This is a genomic window from Clostridium beijerinckii (assembly GCF_018223745.1).
Classification (GTDB): domain Bacteria; phylum Bacillota; class Clostridia; order Clostridiales; family Clostridiaceae; genus Clostridium; species Clostridium beijerinckii.
Genome location: NZ_CP073653.1, coordinates 4,324,880 through 4,348,814, shown reverse-complemented (window position 1 = coordinate 4,348,814; position 23,935 = coordinate 4,324,880). Strand labels below are relative to the sequence as shown.

The window sequence follows — 23,935 nt, the reverse complement described above, 5'->3', positions numbered from 1 at the left end:
TAGATAGAATTATTTCTTTTCATATATCAATTTAATTATTCTAAATAAGTTAATTTAAATAATAATTAAGAGGTGGGTATTATGGGAATAAAAAAAATGATTGCAAATTTACTATTAAATCTTTCTAGATCTATGACTAAATCACCTATGGTATCATTTTGTTTCGCTGGTATTGAAGATATGCCAGAGTCAATGAAAAAGTTAAGATAATAAAACTTGTTTATATGATTATTTAACATTATAAAAGGAGATGTAAATTGGAAGTGCAATACATTGATGCATTAATTACTATTTTTCAAAGTATATTGTTTATTTATATAGTTAATTATTGCTTGGAAGAGGAGAAAATAGTAAAAATAAAAGAATTGATATTAAGTGTGATACTTCTATCGGTAGATGGTTTTTATATAACATACTTACTTGGAAATTTATCAATATGTATATTTATAACACATGCTTTAGGAATATTAATTATGTATTTTACTTTCAGAAAAAATGTACTGAATCCAATAATAGCATACAGTTTAATATATTCAATAGTAATTATATGGGTGTCGACATTTGGTAATATACTATATGTAATGCTAGATGTTAATTCATTGGAAGATCATATAGCGAATATATACATTACACTTGTGTATCTCTCTCAGATACTCTTATTTATTTTATGCTTTTTATTTAGAAGTAAGATTAGGCAAATTTATAAGCTATTACTAGACGAAAGTAACTCCGTACAATACATAATTATAATAAGTTTCTTCCCTGATTTTTTGATTTCTTTATATAATATTTCATACGATATTGAGCCGGTATTATCAAGAAATATTATAGTTATAGCTTTAATTGGATTTATAATATTTAATATAATAGATTTTAGAAAGATTAAAAAAGATTCGGATGAAATATATAAATTGAATGGAATTTTAACATCAAAAAATATTGAACTTAAAAATATAAAAGATAATTACAATCTAAATATTTTAAGTTTATATGAACTCTGTGATATGAATATGTATCAAGATGCGTCTAACTTATTGAAAAGAATTATAAATACATATCAAAATAGCGGAAATGTTTATGAAAAGGATGCTGAGGGCTCTTCACTTTTATCTCTAGCGACTAAACATGTTATAAGAGATGATATAAAAGTTATTGTATCCGATAATGCTGATTTTAGGTTAACAACAATGAAAGAGATGGATTTATATCGAATAATAATTAATATAGTCAACAATGCGGTAAAGGCTATGAAGAATAAAGGGACTATAATTGCTGAATCATATGAGGATTTAAACAATATAGTTATAAATATAGCAAATGACGGGGAAAAGATTCCCGATAACATAATTAATAAAATTTTTGATTCTGGATTTACTACTAAAAATAATAATAACAAGAATCATGGCTATGGTTTAAGCATAGTAAGAGAATTAATTGAAAAGCATAATGGAAAAATTAAAGTTGAAAGTAATGAATATATGACTAAATTTACAATTGTATTGCCAATAAATGTGGCTGCATAATTGCATGTATATTTGGAGAAGTTAGTTCATAGAAACCTATGCTAAACTTTATATATTCTAAAAGTCTAATTGATTAAAATCAAATTTAAAATGTAGTCATTTATACAACAAATAAAATAATTTAGGTCATTTAGAATCTATATGATTTAGGGAATAAAAGAATATCTTTTTAATAAAAAACGGCTATTGGACATTTCCAGTATATCTGAAGGTGGAAATCTAATAGCTTCTTTTTTATTCTCTTTACGAATTGTAACCTCCTAAAAAATAAAAAAGGCAGCAACTTTCGTTGCCACCAAGTCCATTTTGCAAAATTAGTATAACCTAAGTTATCTATAGAAATCAAGGGGGAGTAGTTAAAATAATTTAGCATATAGAATTAAATAAATAGATCCAATATTGTACTATAGCTCATAATTAAAGATTAGTTATGCCAGTATTTACAATTTATGATATAATTTATTTATATAAATTAGAAGAGGCAGATGATTTTTGCAGTATGGGGGAAAAAATGAGTGATAAAAATAAGGGGAAAGTTACTTTATATTTGATGAGGCACGGGCAAACTATTTTAAATAAAGTAGGAAGGACTCAAGGATGGTGTGATGGAGTTCTAACTAAGGAAGGAATTGAAGTGGCTGTAAATACGGGATTAGGACTTAGTGATGTGAAGTTTAAAGCAGTTTACAGCAGTGATTTAGGAAGAGCAATAAAAACAGCTCAAATTGTCATAAAAGAGAATAAGGCAAGTGCGGACTTAGAACTAAAAGAATTTGAAGGCCTAAGAGAAGTATATTTTGGAAAATATGAAGGAGAATTTGAGAAGATAAAGTTTAAGGCGATACTTGATTTCCTTAATGTAACTTCATTTGAAGAAATGGCAGAAAAATATGATTTTCAAAGGGCATATTGTGATTCATGTGCTGCATTAGATGAAACACATGAGGCTGAAGATTATAATACAGCTTTAAAGAGATTTGTAACAACTATAAATAATATATGCATTGAAAACGAAGAAGATGGTGGAGGGAATATTCTAATAGTAGTTCATGGAGGAATGCTTAGAGTATTTATTGAACATTTAGATAAAAATTTCGATATAAGGAATATGGATAATTCAAGTATATCAAAAGTTGTATATGAAAACGGAAAATTTAAGGTTCAATCTGTAAATGATAGTAGTTATAGTGAAAAAGGTAAAGCTATGAGACAAATACTAAAATAGTGAGATGCTTAGTACTTATTTCGGCGAGCTATATGAATAAGTTCAGATTTTAGTTTGTTTGGTATCTATAGATATCCAAATTTAAAACTAAACTTATGTGATAACTTACCGGTACGCCAAGCAAGGGCGTAAAAGATAATGAGGGCTAACCTTCCTCATTATTACTATATAGCAGGTGGGAATCCTGCATGACAAAGGCCATCAACCAGTCATTAGTTAGTCTTGGGCTTATTATGGCGATGTAATAAGTTAAGTGTAGACAAACAAGGTACCAGGCCGCAAGCGAATGCTGAAACTACTAGCCACGAAATTATCACAAAGTCAGAAAGGACGATAATATCGGTAAATTAGAAGTCAGAACATAGATAATCATTATTGCAAGAATATCTGTGCTTTCTCGTGGTTTTAAGGTGTAGCATGGTATACATTGATATAGTACGTCAACTTGGGAGGACTCATTATTCTCTGACTTCAGAGTATGGAAAACAATGATTAGAAATCAGAGGTATTCAAATGATAATGAGTAGTCGGATTACACCATAGTACTGAAGAAATGAGTAATGACCATGGAGGGAAGGGTGTAACATATTATAGACCTTGAAAAGAGAAACAGAAATTCTCACACAGAGGAGGAAAAAAAATGTACACAAAACTTGAGAGGATAGCAGAAATAGCTGGAAATAATCCTAAAGAGAAATTTACATCACTAATGCATTTAGTTAACAAGGAAATGCTAATTTTATGCCATTATGAACTGAGCGGAAATAAGGCTACAGGAGTGGATAAGGTAACAAAGGAAGAATATGAAACTAACTTAGAGAATAATATTGATAATCTACTAATTAGAATGAAGACTTTTAAATATAGACCGCAGCCTGTAAGGAGAGTATACATAGATAAGTCTGGTTCAAACAAGAAAAGACCTCTAGGTATACCGGCATATGAAGACAAAGTTGTACAATTAGCCATTAATAAAATATTAAAATCAATATATGAACAAGATTTCATTGATAGTTCTTTTGGGTTTAGACAAAATAGAAGTTGTCATGATGCTCTTAAAATCTTAAATGTATATTTATCTGAAAAGAATGTGAATTATGTTGTAGATGCTGATATTAAAGGATTCTTTGATAATGTTGACCACAAGTGGTTGATGAAATTTCTTGAACACAGGATTGCAGACAAGAACTTACTTAGATATATAGGTAGATTTTTGAAAACTGGAATAATGGAAAACGGAAAGTTTTATAAAGTATATGAAGGAACTCCACAAGGGGGAATAATATCTCCAACATTAGCAAACATTTATTTACATTATGTTTTAGATATATGGTTTAATAACTTTATCAAAAAGAAGTGTAAAGGACAGGCGTACATAGTACGCTATGCGGATGATTTTGTTTGCTGTTTTCAGTATGAAGACGAAGCGAAAGCTTTCTATGAAGCATTGAAAAACAGATTAGACAAATTTAACTTGCAGGTAGCTGAAGATAAAACTAAAATATTATATTTTGGTAAGAATGCCTACTATGATAGAAAATTCAAGAGAGCATGAAAGTTAGAATCATATAAAGATAGAACTTTTGATTTTCTAGGATTTACACACTTCTGCAGTTGCAGAAAGAATGGAAGTTTTAGAGTTAAGAGGAAGACTAGCTCAAAGAAATTTGGAGCTAGCATAAAGAGATTGAATGAATGGTTAAAGAATAATAGAACAGTGCCGCTCACATTATTAATGGAGAAACTGACACAGAGACTAATAGGATATTATAGGTATTACGGAATCACTGACAACAGTTTAAGTCTCGCAACTTTCAGATATTTAGTAAGAAAACTAACTTTTAAATGGCTAAACAAAAGAAGTCAGAAAAGAAGTTATAACTGGAGAAGTTTTGACACTATGTTTGAGTGCTTCAAAATACCTAAAGCTAAAATATATGTTAATATTTTCAACTTAAAAGAAGATATATCATATATACTGTGAATTATAATGTGGGGAGCCGTATGCGGGAAATCCGCACGTACGGTTCTGAGAGGGGTTAGGGAAGTGATTCCCTAGTCTACTTACCAAATCATAAATATTTTGTTCCGAAAAGCTATGAAAATATCGCTGAAGTTTCTAAGCGGCAGATTGTATCCAATTTAGCATGCTCCAACTTTCAGTTTGACAAGCTAAATTGGAACAACCTACAGCTAAGAACCTTTAGCAGCTCATTTTCAAATGTTTTCTTCACAAATATATTTATGATTTCTAGTGAAGATATGAACTTGAAGTTTTAGAAAATTTGTAAATATGTTCATCTAATAAGTCTAATTCTTGAATTGTTTATCTATATAGTGGATAGTATTACAAACTCATACGTAGCATTGAAAATATAAGGACTGAACTTCATTAGTTCAGTCCTTATATTGTATTGGATTTAAAATGGAATATTATAAATCACAATTGGTTGATAGAATTAGATTAATGAAAGCAAAGAAGCGAACATTAGCATGTTGAGGAACTGTAAAGTCATGAATTAGGTGGCAAGTTGCGCCTAAATTAAACATTGTACCTTTAATATTCCCCTGGAAATATTTATTAAGTGCTTTTGTATAATAAGATATGCATTCTGATTTGGTATTTCAATATATTTATCTCTTAATTATTATAAACATAAGTAAAACTATTATCCGTAGAGTCGTATAGATGTTGGCAGATATATTTCTTAAAAATCAATATGAAATTGTAGTAAATGAAAAATTTGGTGTTATGTATCATGGGAGATAATAAATTTAAAAGTTAGAAAGCCAGGTTCTTAGTTGAAGATAACATGTAATAGCTCAATGGCAAAAGAGATATTGTGAAACATGGATTTAAAGAATATAATGTATATATAAGCAATTAAAGTTAAAATATTGTTTAAATAGAGGTGTGAATTTTGAGTAAAATTAACAGAAAGGTATTGCTAGGAATAACTTCATTAATGTTGTTTGCTTTAGGAATATTATTTGGAATTTCATTGGGCGGAAATCCTAGTTACGGGGATCTTATATTAAAGTCTGTAGGTTTAGGTCCATGGTCAAATATCGATACAGGACTACATTATACAGCAATTATATCTTTAATATTTTTAATACCGGCAGTTGTTTTTGGATATATGTTCTTAAAAGAAACTTTAGAATTAGAAAATATGAATGGTAAGAGAAGAATAGAGATTTTGGAATGTAAATTAAGTATATTTATAGTTTTAACAAGCACCTTTGTTTTGCCAGGGAAAATAGAACAGAATATGGGAAGCTTTTTTGAGTACGCGTTTGGCTTTCCTTTAAATTATTGGTCTGTATATCAAGGAGACGAAGGAAGTTCTTATTTATTCAGTAACCTATTTAATGGAAATATTGGAATGAACATTAATATAGTAAATTTATTCCTTGATATAGTGATTCTTTATTACGTTTTATTAATAATAAGAAAAGTATTTATAAAATTATATGCCGTATATAAAAAAAATTAATTTAGAGGATTACTTAAATATGGTAATATTCAGAAATGAATTTACCATATTTTTTGTTTTCATATAGAAATTCTATAAAATGTAGGTTTAGAATGTTAAATATGAAGTATTCTTTAAAATTAAAGTGAATATCAATTAATATATAAAAGAAGTATAAAAAACTTAAATATCATATTATAAGAACGTATTTATAATTATTAATATAGAATTTAGAATAAATTTCTTTTTAAAAGTAATCCTATAAATTAGATAGAATTACAGGAGGTTTTAGAATGAAGCTATTAAAAAAATTTATAATAATAATTATAGTAACAGTTATAGTAATGGAAACCTTAATTGAAGCAGTCCCATTAAATAGTCACAATGATTCAACAAATCCAGTAAATGTAGGAGTAGTTTTTTATAGATTCGATGATCCTTATGTTATTGATTTAAGGCATAGCCTAGAAGATATTGAATCACGAAATGAAGGAATAGTTAAATTTAATTTTTATAATAGCGAAAATAACAGAGATATACAAAATCAAACTATTAATAATCTTCTAGAAAGCGGAAATATTGATCTTCTCATATTAAGTTTAGTGGATTTAGTAAACGATCCTAAAGAACTAATTAATTCAATCAAAGAAAAAAATATTCCAGTAATTTTTGCTAGTAAAAGAATACTTAAGGTAGATGAAAATATAGTTAAATCATATGATAAAGCATATTATATACTTCCAGATTCAGAGCAGGCAGGCAGGCTACAAGGAAAATTATTGGTTAATTTATGGAATGGTAATAAAAATACTATAGATACAAATAAAGATAATATTATGCAGTATATAGTATTGCAAGGTGGAATTAATAGTAATAGTAATGAGTCAACAGATAGAACTAAATATTGCATTATGACAATCAGAGATGCTGGAATAAAAGTTGAACAACTTGCATCAGAATTTTGTAATTGGAGTGAAGAGTTAGCTAGAGATGCGACAGATGCTTTATTAACTAGATATGGAAATAAAATTGAAGTAGTAATAGCTAATAACGATACTATGGCTGTTGGTGCTGTAAAAGCTTTACAAAAGCATGGATATAATAAAGGTGCTGGTACAAAAAATATACCCGTTGTTGGAATTGATGCTATTCCAGAATCACTATATTTCATACAAAAAGGATATATGGCAGGTACTGTTTTCCAGGATCCAGATGTTATGGCAAATGCATTTTTTGACGTTGCAATGCATTTATCAGGCAAAATACGTTTTGAATGTCCTAAGGAGTATCGATGTGATGAAAGTGGAAGAATAATTCAATTGCCATTTAAAGAATATATGGCTTAGGATAAAAGTATATTTATTGGATTTAAAAATGATGTCGTTTTGATAATGAATTTTATTTACCTCGAAGTTAATAATTATAAATTAGTGGTAAATAAAATTCATAGTTAAAAAATTAACAATGCATTAGTTATGAATTAGAATAAACATCATAATTAATTCTATTATTATTTTAAAAGCTATAAGCAAAGTTTTATGGACAAAGAACAATGAGGAGCTTGTTTAATTTTTCATTAGAATCTACTTTAAATTATAAATGAATACAAACCAAATAATTCTATGCGAATGAATCAAGTTACTTAGCGTTCATATTTAATAATTTCAACATAGAATACTTGTAAAAAAATACATTTATAGTATAATGTGTACATGCAATATTAAAAGAGAATTGATCTATATATTGTAATTAAATTTCTATATTTGGGGTTTTTATTTAGCATGAGAGTTCTAGGATTTAAAATATTCAGCATATATATGGGGGAATGTACATGGAGATAACAGTATTGATAGCATTTTTTCAGTTATTGCAGTTGTAATATTTCAGACGGTTTTCACAATAATTGAAACAAGAGCTGAGAGTAGATGACTCTGAACAAATATTTTATATAGTTGAGTAGATGTAAAGAAGAATATTTGCAAATAATTGTACGCTAATAAATAAGGAGTTATATTATGGGATTAATTGGAATTTTACCTGTGTTTGCATTAATTATAGCTGGAATTATATATTTTGCAGTGAAAGTATTGGAACGTTTATTAAATAAAAACATAATGGGATATGTAATTTTATTATTAATAATTGCTTTTATAGCTATTTATGGACTTTTATATTTTTCAGAAGATGATGGATGTGGTGGAGGAGCAATATTTTTACTTCTATCTACCTTTGCAATAGATTTCTTTATAATTACTTTTTTCATAATTGAAAAGTTATATAAGAAATTAAGAGCACGGTTACGATAAATTTAGGTGAATTGTGGACAAGAAATACATTCATTAGAAAGGGAGTTGAATTAACGTGGATAGAAAGATAAAAATTTTTATTGCAGGTGATTCTACAGCTGCTACAAAATTACCGGATGAAAAACCAGAAACAGGATGGGGAGAAAGAATTGGAGAATTTTTTACTAGTGATATAGAAATTTGTAATTTTGCTATCAATGGAAGAAGTTCTAAAAGCTTTATAAATGAAGGAATATTACAAAAGATATCTGAATTAATTAAGGCGGATGATTTTTTATTTATAGAATTTGGCCATAATGATAAAAAAGAAAATGAGGAATTATATACAGATCCATTTACTACATATAAAGCTTATTTAACTGAATATATTAAAGTTGCTAGAAATGCTGGTGCGCACCCAGTATTACTAACATCTATACATAGAAGAAATTTTGATGAAAATGGCATTATAAAAGATACACATGGAGATTATCTTGTAGCAGTAAGAGATCTTGCGGCTGAATTAAGCGTACCATTAATAGATATGGGTGAAAAAAGTAAGCGTTTATTTGAGCAAATAGGAATAGAAAAAACTAAAGAGATATTCTTATGGGTGAAACCAGGTGAAAATCTCAATCATCCCGATGGGATTCAAGACAATACTCACTTTTTGGAAAAAGGAGCAAAGGAGATAGCGAGATTAGTAGTAGAAGGAATAAAAGAAAATCACATAGAATCATTGATAGGATGTATGAAATAATCAGGTGTATTACTACGATGCAGTCATTAATAATTATCATCATAATGTGTGTTACTTCTCTAAAGTATAGATGATATGTTTTATTTTATGTAATATATTGCAATTCACAATGCACAGTTCAAAATTACGGATAAAATTATTGCAATATTTTTAGAATTACTATGAAGAATTATTTTTACAAGATATATATTTATTTTATTATGAAAATTGCTATAATAATTTAAAAATTGGATGATATTCACTAGAAAAAATCAGAAAGTAGAAAAATAATTATAATGTGTGAGAGGTGTTAAAATTGAAAATTAACAATAAAGTATTTTTTATAGCAAGCATTATATTTAGCGGACTCACAATTATTTCAATATTTTTTATTCATAGTGATATTTCATTTATATTTCTGGGGTTTTCTCTATTATTTGGTGGTTTAGATGAAATTAACTTATTAAAAGGTATGGATTCAGAAGAGACTAATAAAGGAAGTAAGACTGGCGGAATAATTGCGATAGTCGCAGGTTTATTTATAATAATTACTTATATTGTTAGATTGTTATCTTAGATGAGGAGTACTTTCAAGTTACGTAAGATATTTGTGATTAAGTGGGATATATTATATACAAAGGATATTGTAATAAATTTTGGAGTGTTTGAAGAAAATCAAGAATCGTATTTATTCACAAGATTTGTTATAAGCATTAAAGATGGTTGAATAAAAGAACTAATGGAATTTAAGCACATAATTCCATTAGTTCTTCTATTTGCAAATACAAAATTATTTTTTGATTGTTATTATTAATTATATTAAATTTCTAAGCCATTATTGATTCGGTATCATCATCCATAGAAGTTGCTTTTTTGCTGTGTAGGCAATAATATAAGAAAATGCAGAGAACTGCAACTGCTGCCATCATCATATATAAACCACGATATCCTATCAATGGGACAAAGTAACCTAAGATAAATGGTCCAATACCAACCCCTAAATCTTGAAATATAAAATTAGTAGAAGTAGCTAATCCTATTCGATGTTTTGGTGAAACCTTTATTGCAATTGCTTGTACACTAGATGAAGTTGTACCATAACCAAGACCTAATATAGCAGCAGCTAATAAAAGAGTTAAGCTTCCATGAGTTTGACTAAGGAAAAATAAAGATAAGGCAAACAATGCTATTGCTGGATACATAACAAAATTCTCACCTTTTTTATCAAACATTTGTCCAGTAAAAGGTCTTGAAAGCAAAACAAATACTGCATAAACGATAAAGAAGAGACTTCCAACGCTCATTAAATTAATTTCTTTAGAATAAGAGCTAATAAAAGTAAGTATGCTTGAATAACCAAGAGCAATTACTCCAGCAATAATTGAAATAGGAATAGCTTTTATTTCAAAGAAATTATGCAAAGAAAAATCTTTATTATTATTTGAATGCCCTTTTACAATTTCTAACTTTGGAATTTTTATAAAAAAGACAGCAAAAAAACTAAGTATTAAGAAAATAATACATACAACAAAATTCATATAAAAGTTTGAATGCTCAGTAATAAACATACCTAAGAAAGGTCCAATTGCAGCAGCAATAGTAAGACTTAATGCATAATAACCAGTACCTTCTCCACGACGTTCATTTGGAATTATCTTTGCTACAATAGTTCCAGTTGCTGTTGAAGCAATTCCCATTGCAGCACCATTTAAGAAACGATTAATGAATAAGAATACCATACTATTCACTAAAAAATATAAAAATGTAGTAGCTAAAAATAAAATAAATCCGATATAAAGCATTTTCTTCCATCCAATTTGATCAATATATCTTCCAGAGAAAATACGTGAAAGAAGTACTCCTATTACAAATATACCAGAAGCTAATCCAGCCTCACTTGGTGATGCATGAAATCTTTCTGTTGCAAATGTGGTTATAGTAACCATCAATAAATAAAATGTAAAATAAAGAAAAAAGTTTGCCGTCGAAACAATTAAGAAATTTTTCGTCCATAATTTGGGTTTATCCATTTTTTATATCTCCTTTTCATTCGTAATGTTTTTTTGTATTTTAGGAAGTGTCTCAAATGTTATGATTTGATCATTTTCTGAAATACCCTTTACCACGTCATTTTCTAATTGAGTTATTCTTTCACGGCATACATTATAAAGTTCTTCACCGATTTCAGTTAGCTCAATTATTTTTTCACGTCTATCCTTACCGGATATTGTTTTTACTATTAGTCGTTCTTCTAAACGTTGAACTCTTCGTGTTATGCTAGGCTTTTCTATATTATAGTAGTTAGCAATGTCTACTAGGGAAGATGGTTGATTATTTTTTAGATATAGAATAACCTGCCATAATGAATAGGAAAGATCATATTCACCTAGTAATTCATTTAGCTTATTTATAAGAGGTCGATGTAGTGAAAAAAAGCGTTGAAATAGTCCTTGCATATTATACCCTCCCGAAAATATATAGTTATCATGGTTAACTATTACCCAGGGTAATTATACTATTTTTATTTATAATGTCAAGTTGATTATATAGAAATATATATTGCAAAAATGATTCTTCATGATAATTCTAAAAATATTGCAAGAATTTTAGCTGCAATTGTGAATTGTAACATATATATTAAGTTATTTTTAATTTTATACTCATAAATAGTTAATATTATACGGATATACTAGAAATAGTAAGTAGTATATGATGTGATAATAAACTTGCAGTTAATATTTCAGTAGAATAAGTGCTTAATTAAATTTAGAATAAAAAAATTTAGCTGTAGCATTATTATTGGAGTATTAATAATAATTTTTGTAAAAGTATTAAGGGAGATGGGAAATACATATGGAAAATAAAAAAACAAAGCAAGAGACACTAACAATTTGCTTACTTTTAGTATATTTAGTAGTGTTAACCTGGATTATATTATTTAAGATGCAATTCTCACTTAAGGAATTAGGATACTTTCGAAGTATTAACATAATTCCATTTCATGAATCTGTAATAGTAAATGGTAGGATTGAATTTTCGGAAATATATGATAACATACTTGTATTTGTGCCGTTAGGAATCTATATTGGTATGATAAAACGCAAATGGTCTTTCATGAAAAAATCAGCTTTGATAGCAGGAGTAAGTCTGCTATACGAGGTATTACAGTTCATATTCGCAATAGGTGCATCAGATATAACTGATATTATAGGAAATACCTTTGGAGGAATCTTTGGAATCACAATTTATCTTATTTTTCTTAAATTATTTAAGACAGAGTTTAAAGCAAATAAAATTATAAATACCATTGCATTAGTTGGAACGATTTTAGCTATTTTATTGTTAGCATTTTTAGTTTTGGTTAATAATTAGAAATTTGGATTTTATAGAACTAAAGGTTTAGGGGTTATAATGGTTCTGTTATTTCTAAATAATAAAATATCATTAAATTTGCAAAATATAGTTAGTGTAAGTGTAAATATTTTTAAGGAATCACGGTACGCTTTAATTACAAGAATGTGTTATAATTTGCATATATTACATGAAAAGGCGTGAAGATATTATGAAAAGAAAAATTATTTCATTTTGTAGCGTTTTAGTTTGTTGCATTATAGCTTTTTTAATTTTTTATCACAATACACAATATAATAAATATACAATAAAAGGTTCCGCGTACATTACAGAAAAGAATAAGCACTTAGTTGGGACGGAAGTTTTAGAGGGAAAAGGGCAGGTAGAAGAATATGATGAGCATAACATGCTGAAATATAGTAAAACTATAAAAAATATACCTGATGAAATGAAGCTAGCGGATTCGGCTTTGATTAGTGACTTTGTAACAAAAGAAAAAAACAATGAATATATAACTCCAGAGATAATAGAGACAAATGGCAGTATAGGTGTATTTACGAAGGATGATGGTAGCGGTTGGAAACTAAATAAAGGAGATTCATTAGTATTTAATTTTGATAAATATCAATCAAAAGCAACGAAGAATCAAACAGCAGTAATCGGCCATGTAGTAAATGGGAAAATGGTAAAAGGAGAAAAGTTTAAAGATTTATCAGGAAGTTATGAAATAACAGCAGATGAGCCTGGAGAATATTATATCTACACAATCGATGCTAGTTCAGAATATCTTGCATTCAAACAAGGAAGCATTAGTGTTCACGAGTGTTAATTTACCTGGAGTTTGAAATGTAAAGGCAAGAAGTGTATCGTAATCTTAAGGTAATTAAAAGATAAATAGTAACTTTGTTGGAGGAGACAATGTTTTCGTATGATAATATTCAAAGATTTAATGAAACTGAAATCAAGATATATAAGTATATTATTGATGTTTGTAGTTTGAAGATATTTTTAGAAGGAACAATTTAAATTATTTTAAAGATATATACTGGAGGAGGATAAAAAATGATTACAGAAGGAGATATTAATATAAGAACTATTGAGGAACGTGATTTAAAAGTAATTTATAAATTTAATTCACAAAAGACACGTGGAAATTATCAAGAATTTCAATTTGAATCATTTCGAAAACTACAACTTGAATATGAGAAAGATGGTTTTTGCTCCTCTGAGTTTCAAATATTGAATGTAGAAAAAGAAGAGCAAACAATTGGATTGCTCTACTTAAGTTTTTATAGACAAGGAATTGTGAGAATTGGCTTAGTTTTAAGTTCTGATAATTGTAACAAAGGAAATGGAACAGTTATACTTAATTTAATAGTAAAGTATATATTCGAGAATTACCCAATAGTAAGGATAGAAGCTGATACTGACGTAGAAAATATCATTGCTCAAAAGGTATTGCAAAAAGCAGGATTTCTAAGAGAAGGTACATTGAGAAAATATCGATATCATCATGGTACATATCATGATTCATATATTTATAGCATTATAAAGTAGTTACTTAGAAAAAATATCTTTTTAAAATAAAGAGTGGTACTTTGTCCAATATGTTATAATTGTATATAAAAAATGTACTAAGCCATGAAGAGAGGGAAGTATATAAATGATTAAAGAAATTGAAATGCGTAGAAGCATAAGAAAATATAGTAGTAAACCAGTAGAAGATGAAAAAATAAATGAATTACTTGAAAGTGCAAGGCTTGCTCCATCAGGTAACAATACGCAACCTTGGCACTACATAGTAGTGAAATCTGAAGAAATGAGACAAAAAATAGTAGAAGCTTCTCATAATCAAAAATGGATGTTTACAGCTCCAGTATTTATTGTATGTGTTGCAGATATACGTTGCAGAATTAAAGAAGGGGATGTGTATTTAGATGATAACAGTCCTCAGGATGAATTAAAAAGAATAATTAGAGATACTTCAATTTCAACAGGGTATATGCTACTGGAAGCTAATAACTTGGGACTAGGCGTTTGCTGGGTGGCAGAATTCACACAGGAAGAAATTAGACCAGTATTAAATATACCATCAGACAAATATGTAGTTGGAGTCTTAACCATTGGATACCCAGATGAAACTCCTAAAGTTCGTCCAAGAAAGAAACTTGAAGATATGATTCATTACGAAAGTTGGGAGTAATAAAGTAATAGTTACATTAATATTTAATATATTGAAATCTAGCCCTAATTAGGAAATTGTATTTCTAGAGTTTTAAATTTAAATCCATTAAAGAAGTATATATAATGATTTATAAACCTTAAAAAGTAAATATTCGATTAAAGTATCACACTATTAAAATTTCAAGTTGGTAGTGTGATTATTTTTATATCAATGAAATAATTTTAATAAGAAGTAATTCATAATTCAAGAGAAGCTAGCAGAAATAGTTGGAGTAAGCCGCCAAGCAGTTTCTAGATAGGAGCAAGGAAGTGGCTATCCAGAAATGGAGAAATTACAGGTAGAGGCTGTTCAAATGTAACGGCCTCTATTTGCTGTAGATTACTGCTGTATTCTAAGCAATATTTATTCTGAAGAATATTAGAATATATATTCTTCAGAATATGCTTGAATAATGCGGGTTTAGAGGACATGTTCTAAAAACTTTGGATTTCTAAAAGACATGAGTGTTAAACATATCCACCATTAATTCGAAGAGTTTGACCTGTTATCCATTGAGCCTTATCACTAACTAAAAATTCAATAGCATTTGCTACATCATCTGGTTCACCAATACGTCCAAAAGAATTCATTTGTCTAATTGCTTCTATCTGCTCATCTGTCTTTCCAACGTTGAAAAGTTCAGTATTTATTGGACCGGGTGCTACAGCATTAATTGTAATTTTTTTAGGACCAAATTCCTTCGCTAATTGACGTGTGATTTGTTCAACTGCTCCTTTTGTAGCTGCATAAACGCTATAAGTAGGAAACATACTTCCAACCACTGAGGTAGAGAAATTAATGATTCTTCCGTTATCCTCCATATGTTTCATAGCTTGTTGGCATGCAAAATAAGTACCTTTTACATTTATATTAAAAAGCTTATCAAATTCTTCTTCTGTTACATCAGAAAGTAATTTATAAAGTATTACGCCTGCATTATTTACTAATATATCTACCTTTCCAAATTTAGTTATTGTTTCTGAAAATAATCTTTCAACGTCTTTTATATTACTAACATCGGCTTTAATTGCAACAGCTTGCTCACCTGATTTAGTTATTTCTTCTACAACTTCTTCTGCTTTTACTGCATTATTAGAATAATTGACAACTACTTTAGCTCCAAGTGCAGATAATTGTTTAGCTATAGCACTTCCTATTCCTCTAGATGCACCTGTTATTATTGCAACTTTACCTTCTAAGTTTCTCATTGATATAAACCTCCATTAAAATAATTTACTTATAATTAAAGATATATGAGAGTATTTATATTGAGTAAATATTTTTGTCTTGCATATTCTTTATTTATTGATTTGATTATAGGATAATTTAGATATGAATAGGTAGCCTATTTATTCCTAATCATTGCACAATCCTGCAAAAGAAATTATAATTTTTTTATGAGGAGATATTATTATGGAAAAAAGGATTTACAATATAAAAAATTATAAATTATGTAATCAGCAAAGGCGTTTGGCTTCTCTAGTTGAGAAATTTACTTATAGAGATGGATTTCAATCAACTGATATACCATCATTGGATTTAATACGTGCCTCTAATATTTCAGAAACACTACATTCGATTTACATCCCATCCATATGCGTAATTGTACAAGGTGCGAAAACTGTAATTCTAGGAAAAGAAAGTTATAGATATGATGCAAACTCTTATTTAGTTGCATCTGTTAATTTACCTATTATAGGAAAAATAATTGAAGCTAGTCCTGACCATCCATATTTATGTGTCAGACTTAGTTTTAATTCAGATCAAATTCTTGATATCATCAAAGAATCAAAACAAAATTTTGAAGAAAAGCCTGGCTTGGAAAGAGGATTAACTGTAACAAAAGGTAATGCATCACTTCTTGATGCATTGCTAAGACTTGTAAGCCTTTTAGAAACGCCAGAGGAAATTCCAGTTCTTGCTCCTCTATTTATTAGAGAAATACTTTATAGAGTTTTACAAGATAAACATGGATACATATTGAAGCAATTTGCTGTGATAGGCAGCCATGCACGGGCTATCTCAAAAGCTATTAACTTGATTAATAATAATTTTGAGAAACCGCTGCGGATTGATGAATTAGCAAATGAAATTAATATGAGTTCTTCATCGTTGCATCATTGCTTTAAGAAGGTTACTGCAATGAGTCCATTACAATATCAAAAGCAGATTAGATTACAAGAAGCAAGGAGACTGCTGCTTTCAGAGGTGCTAGAAGCAGCGGAGGCGGGTTATAAGGTTGGTTATGAAAGTCCATCTCAATTTAGTCGTGAGTATGCACGAATGTTTGGATTACCACCTATAAGTGATATAAAACGGATTAAGGACTCTATATATATTAATTTTTGAGAGTGGTAAATTATATAGTAAGAGAAGCTATATAATAAAAAGCTCGATTCTTTACTTATGATTCGATGAATTATACCATAAGTAAATGGGGGACTAAAATTGGGAGATGTCTATGTTTCATTGATATTCCAAAAAAATTTACAAATGATACAAGTTTAGAGAGACTAAAAATTAACCCCACGATAATATAAAAAAATATTCTCATGGGGGTTAGCTATACCTTGATTAAGTTAAGTGGCAAATGGTAAATCCTTTGACTGTTTTCGAGTTGTAATGACGGATTTTCTTCTAGTCTCCCTTATTGTAGGTGTGTTTTAGGCGTCGTCATTTTGTTATCATAGAAGTATCATAATTCAGTTTCAAATTTTAGCTTAGAAATAGATATTCTAGAGTATATTATTAAGATTTAAATCTTGTTTTAAAGTATTAACTTCATTTCTTATCTCATTCTTAAAATCCGTTAAAATATCTTTTTAATTTGATGTGAAACCACAAAGCAGGTCCCAACACCAACTGTACTTTTTAGTTCTATTTCCCATCCGTGTTTTTCAACGATTGATTTTACTAAGGACAATCCTAATCCTGCTCCAGCAATCTTTCTGGACCTTGACGGATCGACTCTATAAAAGGGTTCAAATATTTTGTTAATATCCTCTACTGGAATTCCTATACCAGAATCAGAAATAATAATTTTTTCCACATTATTGTCTATCAATGTCTTAATTTCAACTTTTCCTTTAGGAATGTTGTACTTAATAGCATTTTCAATCAAATTAAAAAATGCACCATACATAAGTGTTGCATTTCCTATAATCGTACTAAATCCAAATTCGTGGGTAATACAGATACTTTTGTCATTATATATTGGTTGTAATTCAGTTTCTATCTGTGAAAATAATTGCTTTAAATCTATCTCATCTGCAATATCTATACAACTTTCATTTGTAAGTACAAATAAATCATCTACAATATTCATCAGTCGTTTTGTATTACGTTCTACTATTTCTATTGTTTCCTTGTAGTCTTCAGTTGTAGGTTCATCATCAATATGAAGAACCTGTAAGCCAGCATTCATGATAGAAAGTGGGGTTTTTAGTTCGTGAGATACACTGGAAGAAAAACGTTTTTGCCTTAAGAAGGATTCATTTAGTCTTTCTAACATTGCATTGTAAGAGGTTACTAAGTTTCCAATTTCGTCATTTACAATATAAGCAGGTATTCTACCTTTAAGATTATGTTCTGTAATATTAATAATAGAATCATTTAACTCCTGCAAAGGTTTCAAGGCTTTCCGTGTAATTATATAAGTAACTATCATTCCTATACTAGAAAAAATAATTAAATATATATAACTCCATATATCAAATTGTTTTTTTGCCAGAAGCATTTGAGACGAAGAGGTTTTTTCAGATTTTAAAGTATTGTTATTTTCTATCGGTAATATCTTTATTTCACCAGAGGTAGGGTCTTTTGTTATTGCAATTTCATTTGGCAGTACAAATTTATCATTAGCATTATACATACTAGAAAATGTTAAAAGTAAAGATATTCCAAATAATATTCCACCTGTCAAAAGAGTGATTCTCATCCTAATAGAAACCTTATTCAGTAACTTCATTATTATCCTCCATCAAAATATAGCCCTGAGACCTGATATTTTTTATATACTCCACATTACATCCTAATTCATTCATTTTCTTCTTTATTGAATGGATATGGTATTTTAAAGAGTTTGAGAATAAATCTGCTTCGCTATCCCATACATGCTCTATAAACTGTTCTGCGCTTATTACCATATCTTTATTAAGGAAAAGATACTCTAATATTTCATATTCTTTTTTTGTTAATAGTAACGAAGACTGACCAAGGTAAGCAGTTTTGGAAACAGTGTTTATTTTAAGATCTCCGCATTTCAGCACTGCTGATTTTTGTGTGAAGGAAATTCTCAAAAGCATCCGTATCCTTGCTTCTAGTTCCTTATAGTCAAATGGTTTAATTAGATAATCATTGGCTCCCATATCTAAACCAATTACTCTATCTTCTATATCGCTACGAGCAGATAAAATAAGTACTTTCGTGTAAATATCCTTTTCCCGTATGACCTTTAAGACCTCTAATCCGTCTAGATTTGGCAGATTTAGGTCTAGAATGATTAAATCGTATTCATTGATTTCATACATAGATACTGCTTCTTCACCATCGTAAGCATTATCTATTGCATATCCACTTTTTTTCAAACCTTTTGATATAATTGCGGCTAAATCTTCTTCATCCTCAACTAAAAGTAATTTCATCTTGTTATAATCTCCTTTGCATGGTATAAAAAGCAAAGCAGTAGCATGTATAGCTACTGCTCCAAAACTATTTAGAGCTATCTGCCTTTGTTGGCTCGACTTTGTTTAAATCAACATTGTTAAGATTATCTGTTGTAGTTGTTTGTATACTAATACCATCACCAGATTTGCTTATAAATATCTGATTAGGCATATCTGGTGCATTAGTTCCTGATGCTTTAGTTGATCCAGTCTTACTCAAATTAGTATTGTCAATTTTATCTGTTGTAGTTGTTTCTATATTAATACCGTCACCAGATTTGCTTATAAGTATCTGGTCAGGCTTAACTGTTGTAGCTGATTCTGAAGTCTTAGCTGTTTTATTAGATTCAGTTGATGCAAATGATACCATAGACGTTGATGCTATCAATGTTAATGCTGCTAGTGAAGTAAAACCAATTGTTTTCATTTTTTTTGTTATATTCATAATATAGCCTCCGTTATAAACTTTTATTTTGTAAGGTTGCAACCTATGTACCTAGTATATCAAAACAAAAGTTAGGAGACGGTTAGTTTTATTATAATAGTAAATAATCTTTAATTCAATATTTCGCCCTGTGAGAATATACCTATAAGCTGATTTCATGAATGTTTTATCTACTGATCTGCATCTTAAATTATTATTTATTATTTTCACTGTCTACTTAACAAGGAGCAGTTCATTGAAAATAAGGGCTACTATTTTTTTGAGATTTTTTATATAAGAATCACAATCAATATTAATAGTGACATTAAGAATAACCCAACTTGAAGTAGAAGCATAAAACTTCTTGTTTTGTTTCAAGAAGAAAATTCATAATAAATGCTGCAAATACAATACCGCTATTTAGGTAATATACCAATAATAGTATTATATTAAAAAATATACTATATCATTTATTAACATATATATCTTTTAATGATATATCGTTAAATGATATAGAGGAGGTGTATGAGAGCTGGCTAGAAATAATTCTTTAGATATGGGCGAACTTACGGATGCGTATTACTATATTTTATTATCTTTAATAAGGCCTAAGCATGGTTATTTAATTATGAAATCAGTTGAGGAAATGTCAGAAGGGGAGTTCTCAATAGGCCCTGCATCATTATATACTAGCATAAAAAAACTTCTTGATGCAGAATTTATAGAACTTACGCAAGAATCAGAAAAGAAAAAAGTTTATGTAATAACTGATAAAGGAATCGAATCTTTAAAAAATGAGCTTGAAAGAAAGCGTAAAATGGTTAAAATTGCTGAGAATGCATTTAATGATAGGGAGATGTTATAATAGATGTTTGGTACAAAATATATTATGAGTAAGGGATTATCATTTGCTGAGTACGAGGAAATGCAGATGCTATCTGAATATGCTAGTAGAGGATGGAAATTAGAGAAATTTGCATTTATGGGATATAAATTAAAAAAAGCTGAGCCTGAAAAACTGCAATATGCTTTAGATTATAGAATAAATCCAGATGAAGAATATTTTTTATATTTTAATGAAGCAGGATGGACTAATGTGTGTTCAATAGGAAATATAATTCACATATTTAGCGCTCCTGAAGGAACAAAAAAAATTTATACTGATAATGATACTGAAATAGAAAAGCATATAAGCATGTATCAATCACTAAAAAAAGTGGCAATACCATTTTCTATTTGTTTTATTATCCTTTTTATTTTAATGGCTTTTGTTAAATATAGATATTTGCCTGATATATATAATACAGTACTTTTAATTATTTCTATACCAATAATGGCAGTTTCTATTTTTACAACACTACCATGTTTAGAGCATTATAGTAAAATAAGCGAACTTCAAAAAATGTCTGATTCAGATAAGAAACCTAAAATAAGTAAATTTTTAATACTAAATTTAATAATATTTATATTGTTACTTGTTCTAATGGTTTCAAAAGTTATAAGTATGCCTACGGGAATATATTTAATTGTTTTTAACATTATTATATTAATGTCTGTATATAGACGAAAATTCATAAAATAAAAGTAAGAGACTTATATATTTTAATAATTGCTTGATGTAGATACTTCTATACTTTTAACTTATTAATAATATTGGTATGCAGAGATTTTAGTATTTTATACTGATACGATGAATTTATATCATAAATATGATTTATAGCTTTAGGCATTTATATATTGTCTAAGGCTATTTTTATAAGTGAAAGCAAGGTGTCATAAGTGATGTTGTCTTTACAAGATATGTTATAATTTAGAGAAGTGAGAGGTATTTTAAATATAAAATAAATATGAAAATAGCTCTTGATGAAATTTATATTTTCTATTTAATGTTGTTATTGAAAATCAGCATTTCAGTAATATTTCCTTATAATGAAAGTAAACTTTTATCAAAACGAAATTTTTAGTTTATGTAAAAAGTATTTGGGAGAGGGCCTTAAAGTGATAATTAAAAAATCTTTGATAAATAAAAGCATTGAATACATTTTGCAGCATATAGATGAGGAGATTTCTATTGAAGATGTTGCCAATTACTGTAATTTTTCAAAATATCATTTTAGTAGAATGTTTAAAGCAGAAACAGGAATAAGTTTATATTCCTTTATTAAATGTATAAAAATGGATCAAAGTGCAGTAAGTCTTAAGGTTGAAAAAGACAAAACTATTACTGATATTGGAATTAATTATGGATACAGTTCTTCCAATTATAGTTCAGCCTTTAGTAAGCAATATAGTATTTGTCCAAAGGGGTCATATGGCAATAGAGAAGAAATATCATATTAATAATGATTATTTAACTATGTTATAATTACCACATGAAGGTAACACTAAACAAAATACATAGAATGCTAGTGGAGGAAAAAGTAATGAATGCAAGTGAAATAAATATTTTAACGGAAAGATTAGAATTAAGGTGTATTACGCCTTTAGACGCTGAATCAATTTTTGAATATCGTTCAAGTGAAGAAGTAGGTAAATTTCAAACTTGGAGGCCTAAGTTGCTTAAAGAAGTAGAGGAATTTATTTCTGAAAAAGTATCAAGAATTCCCAATATACCAGATACATGGTACCAGCTTGGAATTATAATTAAAGAAAATAATGAGTTTATAGGAGATGTTGGTATTCACTTTTGTGATGAAGATAATTTGCAAGTTGAAATTGGATATACATTATCTGAAAAATATCAAGGAAAAGGGTATGCTACTGAAGCAGTAACAGGCGTGATAGATTACTTGTTTAATGTTTTAAATAAACATAGAATAACGGCATCGGTTGATCCTCAAAATAAAAAGTCTATTACTTTGCTTGAGAGAATTGGAATGAGAAAAGAGGCACATTTTAAAAAAAGTTTTTGGTTTAACAATGAGTGGGTTGATGATGTAATATATGCGATTTTAAAAGAAGAATGGAATATTCAGTGACATGGAATTTGGCGCAAATAAATGATAAAAAAATATATGACAGAACTCTTGGAAGAGAGCTTTTAACTATTTAAAGTTCTTACTAAGTAGTCTATTTAATTCAGCACAAAAGCCAGTTTCCCATATAAAAATTATATTTAATGTATAATATGTTTAAATATATATACCGCAAAAATAATTCTTCATCATAATTCTAAAAATATTGTAAGAATTTTAGCTGCAATTGTGAATTGTGAAATGTGCATTGTGAATTTCAACATATATATATAAATGGATAGATATTTTGAGCTCTATCCATTTTTTTATTTTGGTATTATATTTAAATAAATATTAATCTAATTGATTTAGATACTTACGAAAGTTTTTTTCATTTTCTTGTAAAATACCAAAAAAATTATCATCTATTTTTTCAACAACAGGAAGAGCGAGTTTTACCATTTCTTGCCCCTTTGGCAGTAGTATAATTGCATTTGCTCTACTATCTTTCGGATTTACAGTTTTTCTTATAAATTCCTTCTTTTCTAATCCCTTAACGATTTGGGATACTGACATGACATCCATATCTGCCATCTTAGAAATACTTACTTGAGTCACATTATCATCAGATTGGCTGAGAAAGTTTAAGGTGGTAAGCACTACAAATTGAGGATGAGTAATCCCTAATTTACGTAACTCTTGATTTATAATGGAATGCCATTTATTATATACACGAATAAAAAGAAGTCCGGTTGACGATTCTGCATCATCTTTAAAGCGATTTGATGGAAATTCCAATTTATTTTTCAACCTCCTTGTATAATCTAGTTGTAACATTTGATAGAAAACTATTTATCTTTCTAACGAACATTACACCTCTTATTATTTTTAATATTCTAATTTATTACTTTGCCTACGCCCCGATAGGGAATATGCATTTCATATCTTAAATAGTTTTTTATTTAAATTCCTTAAAGGAATCTAACCAAGTTTTATATAGTCTAGTATAATACTCCTGAATAGAAGATAGATGTAAACCTCCTGGGAGGTCTTTTAGAACCTATACCCGT

General features: G+C 28.5%; 25 protein-coding genes and 1 pseudogene. 19 read left to right on the top strand and 7 right to left on the bottom strand.

Annotation, left to right across the window (positions count from 1 at the left end):
* The first annotated feature begins 81 nt into the window (after nt 1–81).
* The 10 genes from KEC93_RS26775 to KEC93_RS19665 all read left to right on the top strand — a co-directional run bounded on the left by KEC93_RS26775 (nt 82) and on the right by KEC93_RS19665 (nt 9,825).
* Nucleotides 82–210, top strand: coding sequence for a hypothetical protein (locus KEC93_RS26775; protein WP_023976738.1), 129 nt, complete (start codon nt 82–84; stop codon nt 208–210).
* A gap of 53 nt (nt 211–263) precedes the next feature.
* A complete protein-coding gene (locus tag KEC93_RS19700) occupies nt 264–1,523 on the top strand; it encodes an ATP-binding protein (protein ID WP_307725813.1) in 1,260 nt (419 codons plus the stop codon).
* Between the two features lie 511 nt (nt 1,524–2,034).
* Nucleotides 2,035–2,748: a histidine phosphatase family protein gene (locus KEC93_RS19695; protein WP_077870025.1), complete on the top strand. Its 714-nt coding sequence runs from the start codon at nt 2,035–2,037 to the stop codon at nt 2,746–2,748.
* 640 nt (nt 2,749–3,388) lie between these two features.
* A complete protein-coding gene (gene ltrA, locus KEC93_RS19690) occupies nt 3,389–4,303 on the top strand; it encodes a group II intron reverse transcriptase/maturase (RefSeq protein ID WP_012059836.1) in 915 nt (304 codons plus the stop codon).
* A gap of 180 nt (nt 4,304–4,483) precedes the next feature.
* Complete coding sequence (locus KEC93_RS26610; RefSeq protein WP_238953652.1) at nt 4,484–4,732, top strand: hypothetical protein; 249 nt, start codon at nt 4,484–4,486, stop codon at nt 4,730–4,732.
* A 937-nt stretch (nt 4,733–5,669) separates the two neighbouring features.
* Nucleotides 5,670–6,245 carry a hypothetical protein gene (locus KEC93_RS19685; protein WP_238893336.1) on the top strand — a complete coding sequence of 192 codons (576 nt, stop codon included), beginning with the start codon at nt 5,670–5,672 and terminating at the stop codon, nt 6,243–6,245.
* Nucleotides 6,246–6,517: 272 nt separating this feature from the next.
* A complete protein-coding gene (locus KEC93_RS19680; protein WP_077869726.1) occupies nt 6,518–7,570 on the top strand; it encodes a galactose ABC transporter substrate-binding protein in 1,053 nt (350 codons plus the stop codon).
* Nucleotides 7,571–8,239: 669 nt separating this feature from the next.
* Nucleotides 8,240–8,530 (top strand): hypothetical protein, encoded by a 291-nt coding sequence (locus tag KEC93_RS19675; RefSeq protein WP_077869727.1) that lies wholly within the window; start codon nt 8,240–8,242, stop codon nt 8,528–8,530.
* 55 nt (nt 8,531–8,585) lie between these two features.
* On the top strand, nt 8,586–9,269 hold the full coding sequence (locus KEC93_RS19670) for a rhamnogalacturonan acetylesterase (RefSeq protein ID WP_023976744.1): 684 nt from the start codon (nt 8,586–8,588) through the stop codon (nt 9,267–9,269).
* Nucleotides 9,270–9,564: 295 nt separating this feature from the next.
* Nucleotides 9,565–9,825, top strand: coding sequence for a hypothetical protein (locus KEC93_RS19665; RefSeq protein ID WP_023976745.1), 261 nt, complete (start codon nt 9,565–9,567; stop codon nt 9,823–9,825).
* Between the two features lie 250 nt (nt 9,826–10,075).
* Here KEC93_RS19665 and KEC93_RS19660 read toward each other — a convergent pair whose 3' ends face one another.
* Together KEC93_RS19660 and KEC93_RS19655 are read right to left on the bottom strand one after the other, a co-directional pair.
* Nucleotides 10,076–11,278 carry an MFS transporter gene (locus KEC93_RS19660; protein WP_077869728.1) on the bottom strand — a complete coding sequence of 401 codons (1,203 nt, stop codon included), beginning with the start codon at nt 11,276–11,278 and terminating at the stop codon, nt 10,076–10,078.
* A 3-nt stretch (nt 11,279–11,281) separates the two neighbouring features.
* Entirely contained in the window at nt 11,282–11,704 is a 423-nt protein-coding gene (locus tag KEC93_RS19655; RefSeq protein ID WP_017211904.1) for a MarR family winged helix-turn-helix transcriptional regulator, read from the bottom strand.
* Between the two features lie 397 nt (nt 11,705–12,101).
* Here KEC93_RS19655 and KEC93_RS19650 point away from each other — a divergent pair, with 397 nt between their 5' ends.
* From KEC93_RS19650 to KEC93_RS19635, 4 genes are all read left to right on the top strand, one after another.
* The gene (locus KEC93_RS19650) at nt 12,102–12,620 is read left to right on the top strand and encodes a VanZ family protein (RefSeq protein ID WP_077869729.1); all 519 of its coding nucleotides are present in this window, start codon (nt 12,102–12,104) and stop codon (nt 12,618–12,620) included.
* 190 nt (nt 12,621–12,810) lie between these two features.
* On the top strand, nt 12,811–13,428 hold the full coding sequence (locus KEC93_RS19645; RefSeq protein WP_077869730.1) for a hypothetical protein: 618 nt from the start codon (nt 12,811–12,813) through the stop codon (nt 13,426–13,428).
* 233 nt (nt 13,429–13,661) lie between these two features.
* The gene (locus tag KEC93_RS19640; RefSeq protein WP_077869731.1) at nt 13,662–14,156 is read left to right on the top strand and encodes a GNAT family N-acetyltransferase; all 495 of its coding nucleotides are present in this window, start codon (nt 13,662–13,664) and stop codon (nt 14,154–14,156) included.
* Nucleotides 14,157–14,262: 106 nt separating this feature from the next.
* Entirely contained in the window at nt 14,263–14,802 is a 540-nt protein-coding gene (locus KEC93_RS19635; RefSeq protein ID WP_077869732.1) for a nitroreductase family protein, read from the top strand.
* Between the two features lie 488 nt (nt 14,803–15,290).
* Here the strand turns inward: KEC93_RS19635 and KEC93_RS19630 are convergent, their stop codons facing one another.
* Nucleotides 15,291–16,031: an SDR family oxidoreductase gene (locus KEC93_RS19630; protein WP_077869733.1), complete on the bottom strand. Its 741-nt coding sequence runs from the start codon at nt 16,029–16,031 to the stop codon at nt 15,291–15,293.
* 205 nt (nt 16,032–16,236) lie between these two features.
* Here KEC93_RS19630 and KEC93_RS19625 point away from each other — a divergent pair, with 205 nt between their 5' ends.
* Nucleotides 16,237–17,172 (top strand): AraC family transcriptional regulator, encoded by a 936-nt coding sequence (locus KEC93_RS19625; RefSeq protein ID WP_077869734.1) that lies wholly within the window; start codon nt 16,237–16,239, stop codon nt 17,170–17,172.
* Nucleotides 17,173–17,632: 460 nt separating this feature from the next.
* Here the strand turns inward: KEC93_RS19625 and KEC93_RS19620 are convergent, their stop codons facing one another.
* The 3 genes from KEC93_RS19620 to KEC93_RS19610 all read right to left on the bottom strand — a co-directional run bounded on the left by KEC93_RS19620 (nt 17,633) and on the right by KEC93_RS19610 (nt 19,932).
* On the bottom strand, nt 17,633–18,790 hold the full coding sequence (locus KEC93_RS19620; RefSeq protein ID WP_077869735.1) for a sensor histidine kinase: 1,158 nt from the start codon (nt 18,788–18,790) through the stop codon (nt 17,633–17,635).
* The gene (locus KEC93_RS19615; protein WP_039769646.1) at nt 18,774–19,466 is read right to left on the bottom strand and encodes a response regulator transcription factor; all 693 of its coding nucleotides are present in this window, start codon (nt 19,464–19,466) and stop codon (nt 18,774–18,776) included. Before KEC93_RS19615 ends, KEC93_RS19620 begins: the two co-directional genes overlap by 17 nt.
* Before the next feature lie 67 nt (nt 19,467–19,533).
* The gene (locus KEC93_RS19610; protein ID WP_039769648.1) at nt 19,534–19,932 is read right to left on the bottom strand and encodes a hypothetical protein; all 399 of its coding nucleotides are present in this window, start codon (nt 19,930–19,932) and stop codon (nt 19,534–19,536) included.
* Nucleotides 19,933–20,443: 511 nt separating this feature from the next.
* Here KEC93_RS19610 and KEC93_RS19605 point away from each other — a divergent pair.
* The 4 genes and pseudogenes from KEC93_RS19605 to KEC93_RS19590 all read left to right on the top strand — a co-directional run bounded on the left by KEC93_RS19605 (nt 20,444) and on the right by KEC93_RS19590 (nt 22,889).
* Entirely contained in the window at nt 20,444–20,776 is a 333-nt protein-coding gene (locus KEC93_RS19605) for a PadR family transcriptional regulator (protein WP_026886994.1), read from the top strand.
* A 24-nt stretch (nt 20,777–20,800) separates the two neighbouring features.
* On the top strand, nt 20,801–21,493 hold the full coding sequence (locus tag KEC93_RS19600; RefSeq protein ID WP_172462691.1) for a DUF2812 domain-containing protein: 693 nt from the start codon (nt 20,801–20,803) through the stop codon (nt 21,491–21,493).
* Between the two features lie 416 nt (nt 21,494–21,909).
* A pseudogene (locus KEC93_RS19595) lies at nt 21,910–22,212 on the top strand (helix-turn-helix domain-containing protein); the annotation flags it as partial.
* A 122-nt stretch (nt 22,213–22,334) separates the two neighbouring features.
* Nucleotides 22,335–22,889 carry a GNAT family N-acetyltransferase gene (locus KEC93_RS19590; RefSeq protein ID WP_023976768.1) on the top strand — a complete coding sequence of 185 codons (555 nt, stop codon included), beginning with the start codon at nt 22,335–22,337 and terminating at the stop codon, nt 22,887–22,889.
* A gap of 330 nt (nt 22,890–23,219) precedes the next feature.
* Here the strand turns inward: KEC93_RS19590 and KEC93_RS19585 are convergent, their stop codons facing one another.
* Nucleotides 23,220–23,663 carry a MarR family winged helix-turn-helix transcriptional regulator gene (locus KEC93_RS19585; RefSeq protein WP_031276329.1) on the bottom strand — a complete coding sequence of 148 codons (444 nt, stop codon included), beginning with the start codon at nt 23,661–23,663 and terminating at the stop codon, nt 23,220–23,222.
* Nucleotides 23,664–23,935 lie beyond the last annotated feature (272 nt).

Excerpts from the sequence above, each read along its gene's own strand:
- KEC93_RS26775 (WP_023976738.1), top strand. The coding sequence starts at position 82 with ATGGGAATAAAAAAAATGATTGCAAATTTACTATTAAATCTTTCTAGA.
- KEC93_RS19695 (WP_077870025.1), top strand. The coding sequence starts at position 2,035 with ATGAGTGATAAAAATAAGGGGAAAGTTACTTTATATTTGATGAGGCAC.
- ltrA (WP_012059836.1), top strand. The coding sequence starts at position 3,389 with ATGTACACAAAACTTGAGAGGATAGCAGAAATAGCTGGAAATAATCCT.
- KEC93_RS26610 (WP_238953652.1), top strand. The coding sequence starts at position 4,484 with ATGGAGAAACTGACACAGAGACTAATAGGATATTATAGGTATTACGGA.
- KEC93_RS19680 (WP_077869726.1), top strand. The coding sequence starts at position 6,518 with ATGAAGCTATTAAAAAAATTTATAATAATAATTATAGTAACAGTTATA.
- KEC93_RS19675 (WP_077869727.1), top strand. The coding sequence starts at position 8,240 with ATGGGATTAATTGGAATTTTACCTGTGTTTGCATTAATTATAGCTGGA.
- KEC93_RS19660 (WP_077869728.1), bottom strand. The coding sequence starts at position 11,278 with ATGGATAAACCCAAATTATGGACGAAAAATTTCTTAATTGTTTCGACG.
- KEC93_RS19655 (WP_017211904.1), bottom strand. The coding sequence starts at position 11,704 with ATGCAAGGACTATTTCAACGCTTTTTTTCACTACATCGACCTCTTATA.
- KEC93_RS19650 (WP_077869729.1), top strand. The coding sequence starts at position 12,102 with ATGGAAAATAAAAAAACAAAGCAAGAGACACTAACAATTTGCTTACTT.
- KEC93_RS19645 (WP_077869730.1), top strand. The coding sequence starts at position 12,811 with ATGAAAAGAAAAATTATTTCATTTTGTAGCGTTTTAGTTTGTTGCATT.
- KEC93_RS19640 (WP_077869731.1), top strand. The coding sequence starts at position 13,662 with ATGATTACAGAAGGAGATATTAATATAAGAACTATTGAGGAACGTGAT.
- KEC93_RS19635 (WP_077869732.1), top strand. The coding sequence starts at position 14,263 with ATGATTAAAGAAATTGAAATGCGTAGAAGCATAAGAAAATATAGTAGT.
- KEC93_RS19630 (WP_077869733.1), bottom strand. The coding sequence starts at position 16,031 with ATGAGAAACTTAGAAGGTAAAGTTGCAATAATAACAGGTGCATCTAGA.
- KEC93_RS19625 (WP_077869734.1), top strand. The coding sequence starts at position 16,237 with ATGGAAAAAAGGATTTACAATATAAAAAATTATAAATTATGTAATCAG.
- KEC93_RS19620 (WP_077869735.1), bottom strand. The coding sequence starts at position 18,790 with ATGAAGTTACTGAATAAGGTTTCTATTAGGATGAGAATCACTCTTTTG.
- KEC93_RS19615 (WP_039769646.1), bottom strand. The coding sequence starts at position 19,466 with ATGAAATTACTTTTAGTTGAGGATGAAGAAGATTTAGCCGCAATTATA.
- KEC93_RS19610 (WP_039769648.1), bottom strand. The coding sequence starts at position 19,932 with ATGAATATAACAAAAAAAATGAAAACAATTGGTTTTACTTCACTAGCA.
- KEC93_RS19600 (WP_172462691.1), top strand. The coding sequence starts at position 20,801 with ATGAGTAAGGGATTATCATTTGCTGAGTACGAGGAAATGCAGATGCTA.
- KEC93_RS19590 (WP_023976768.1), top strand. The coding sequence starts at position 22,335 with ATGAATGCAAGTGAAATAAATATTTTAACGGAAAGATTAGAATTAAGG.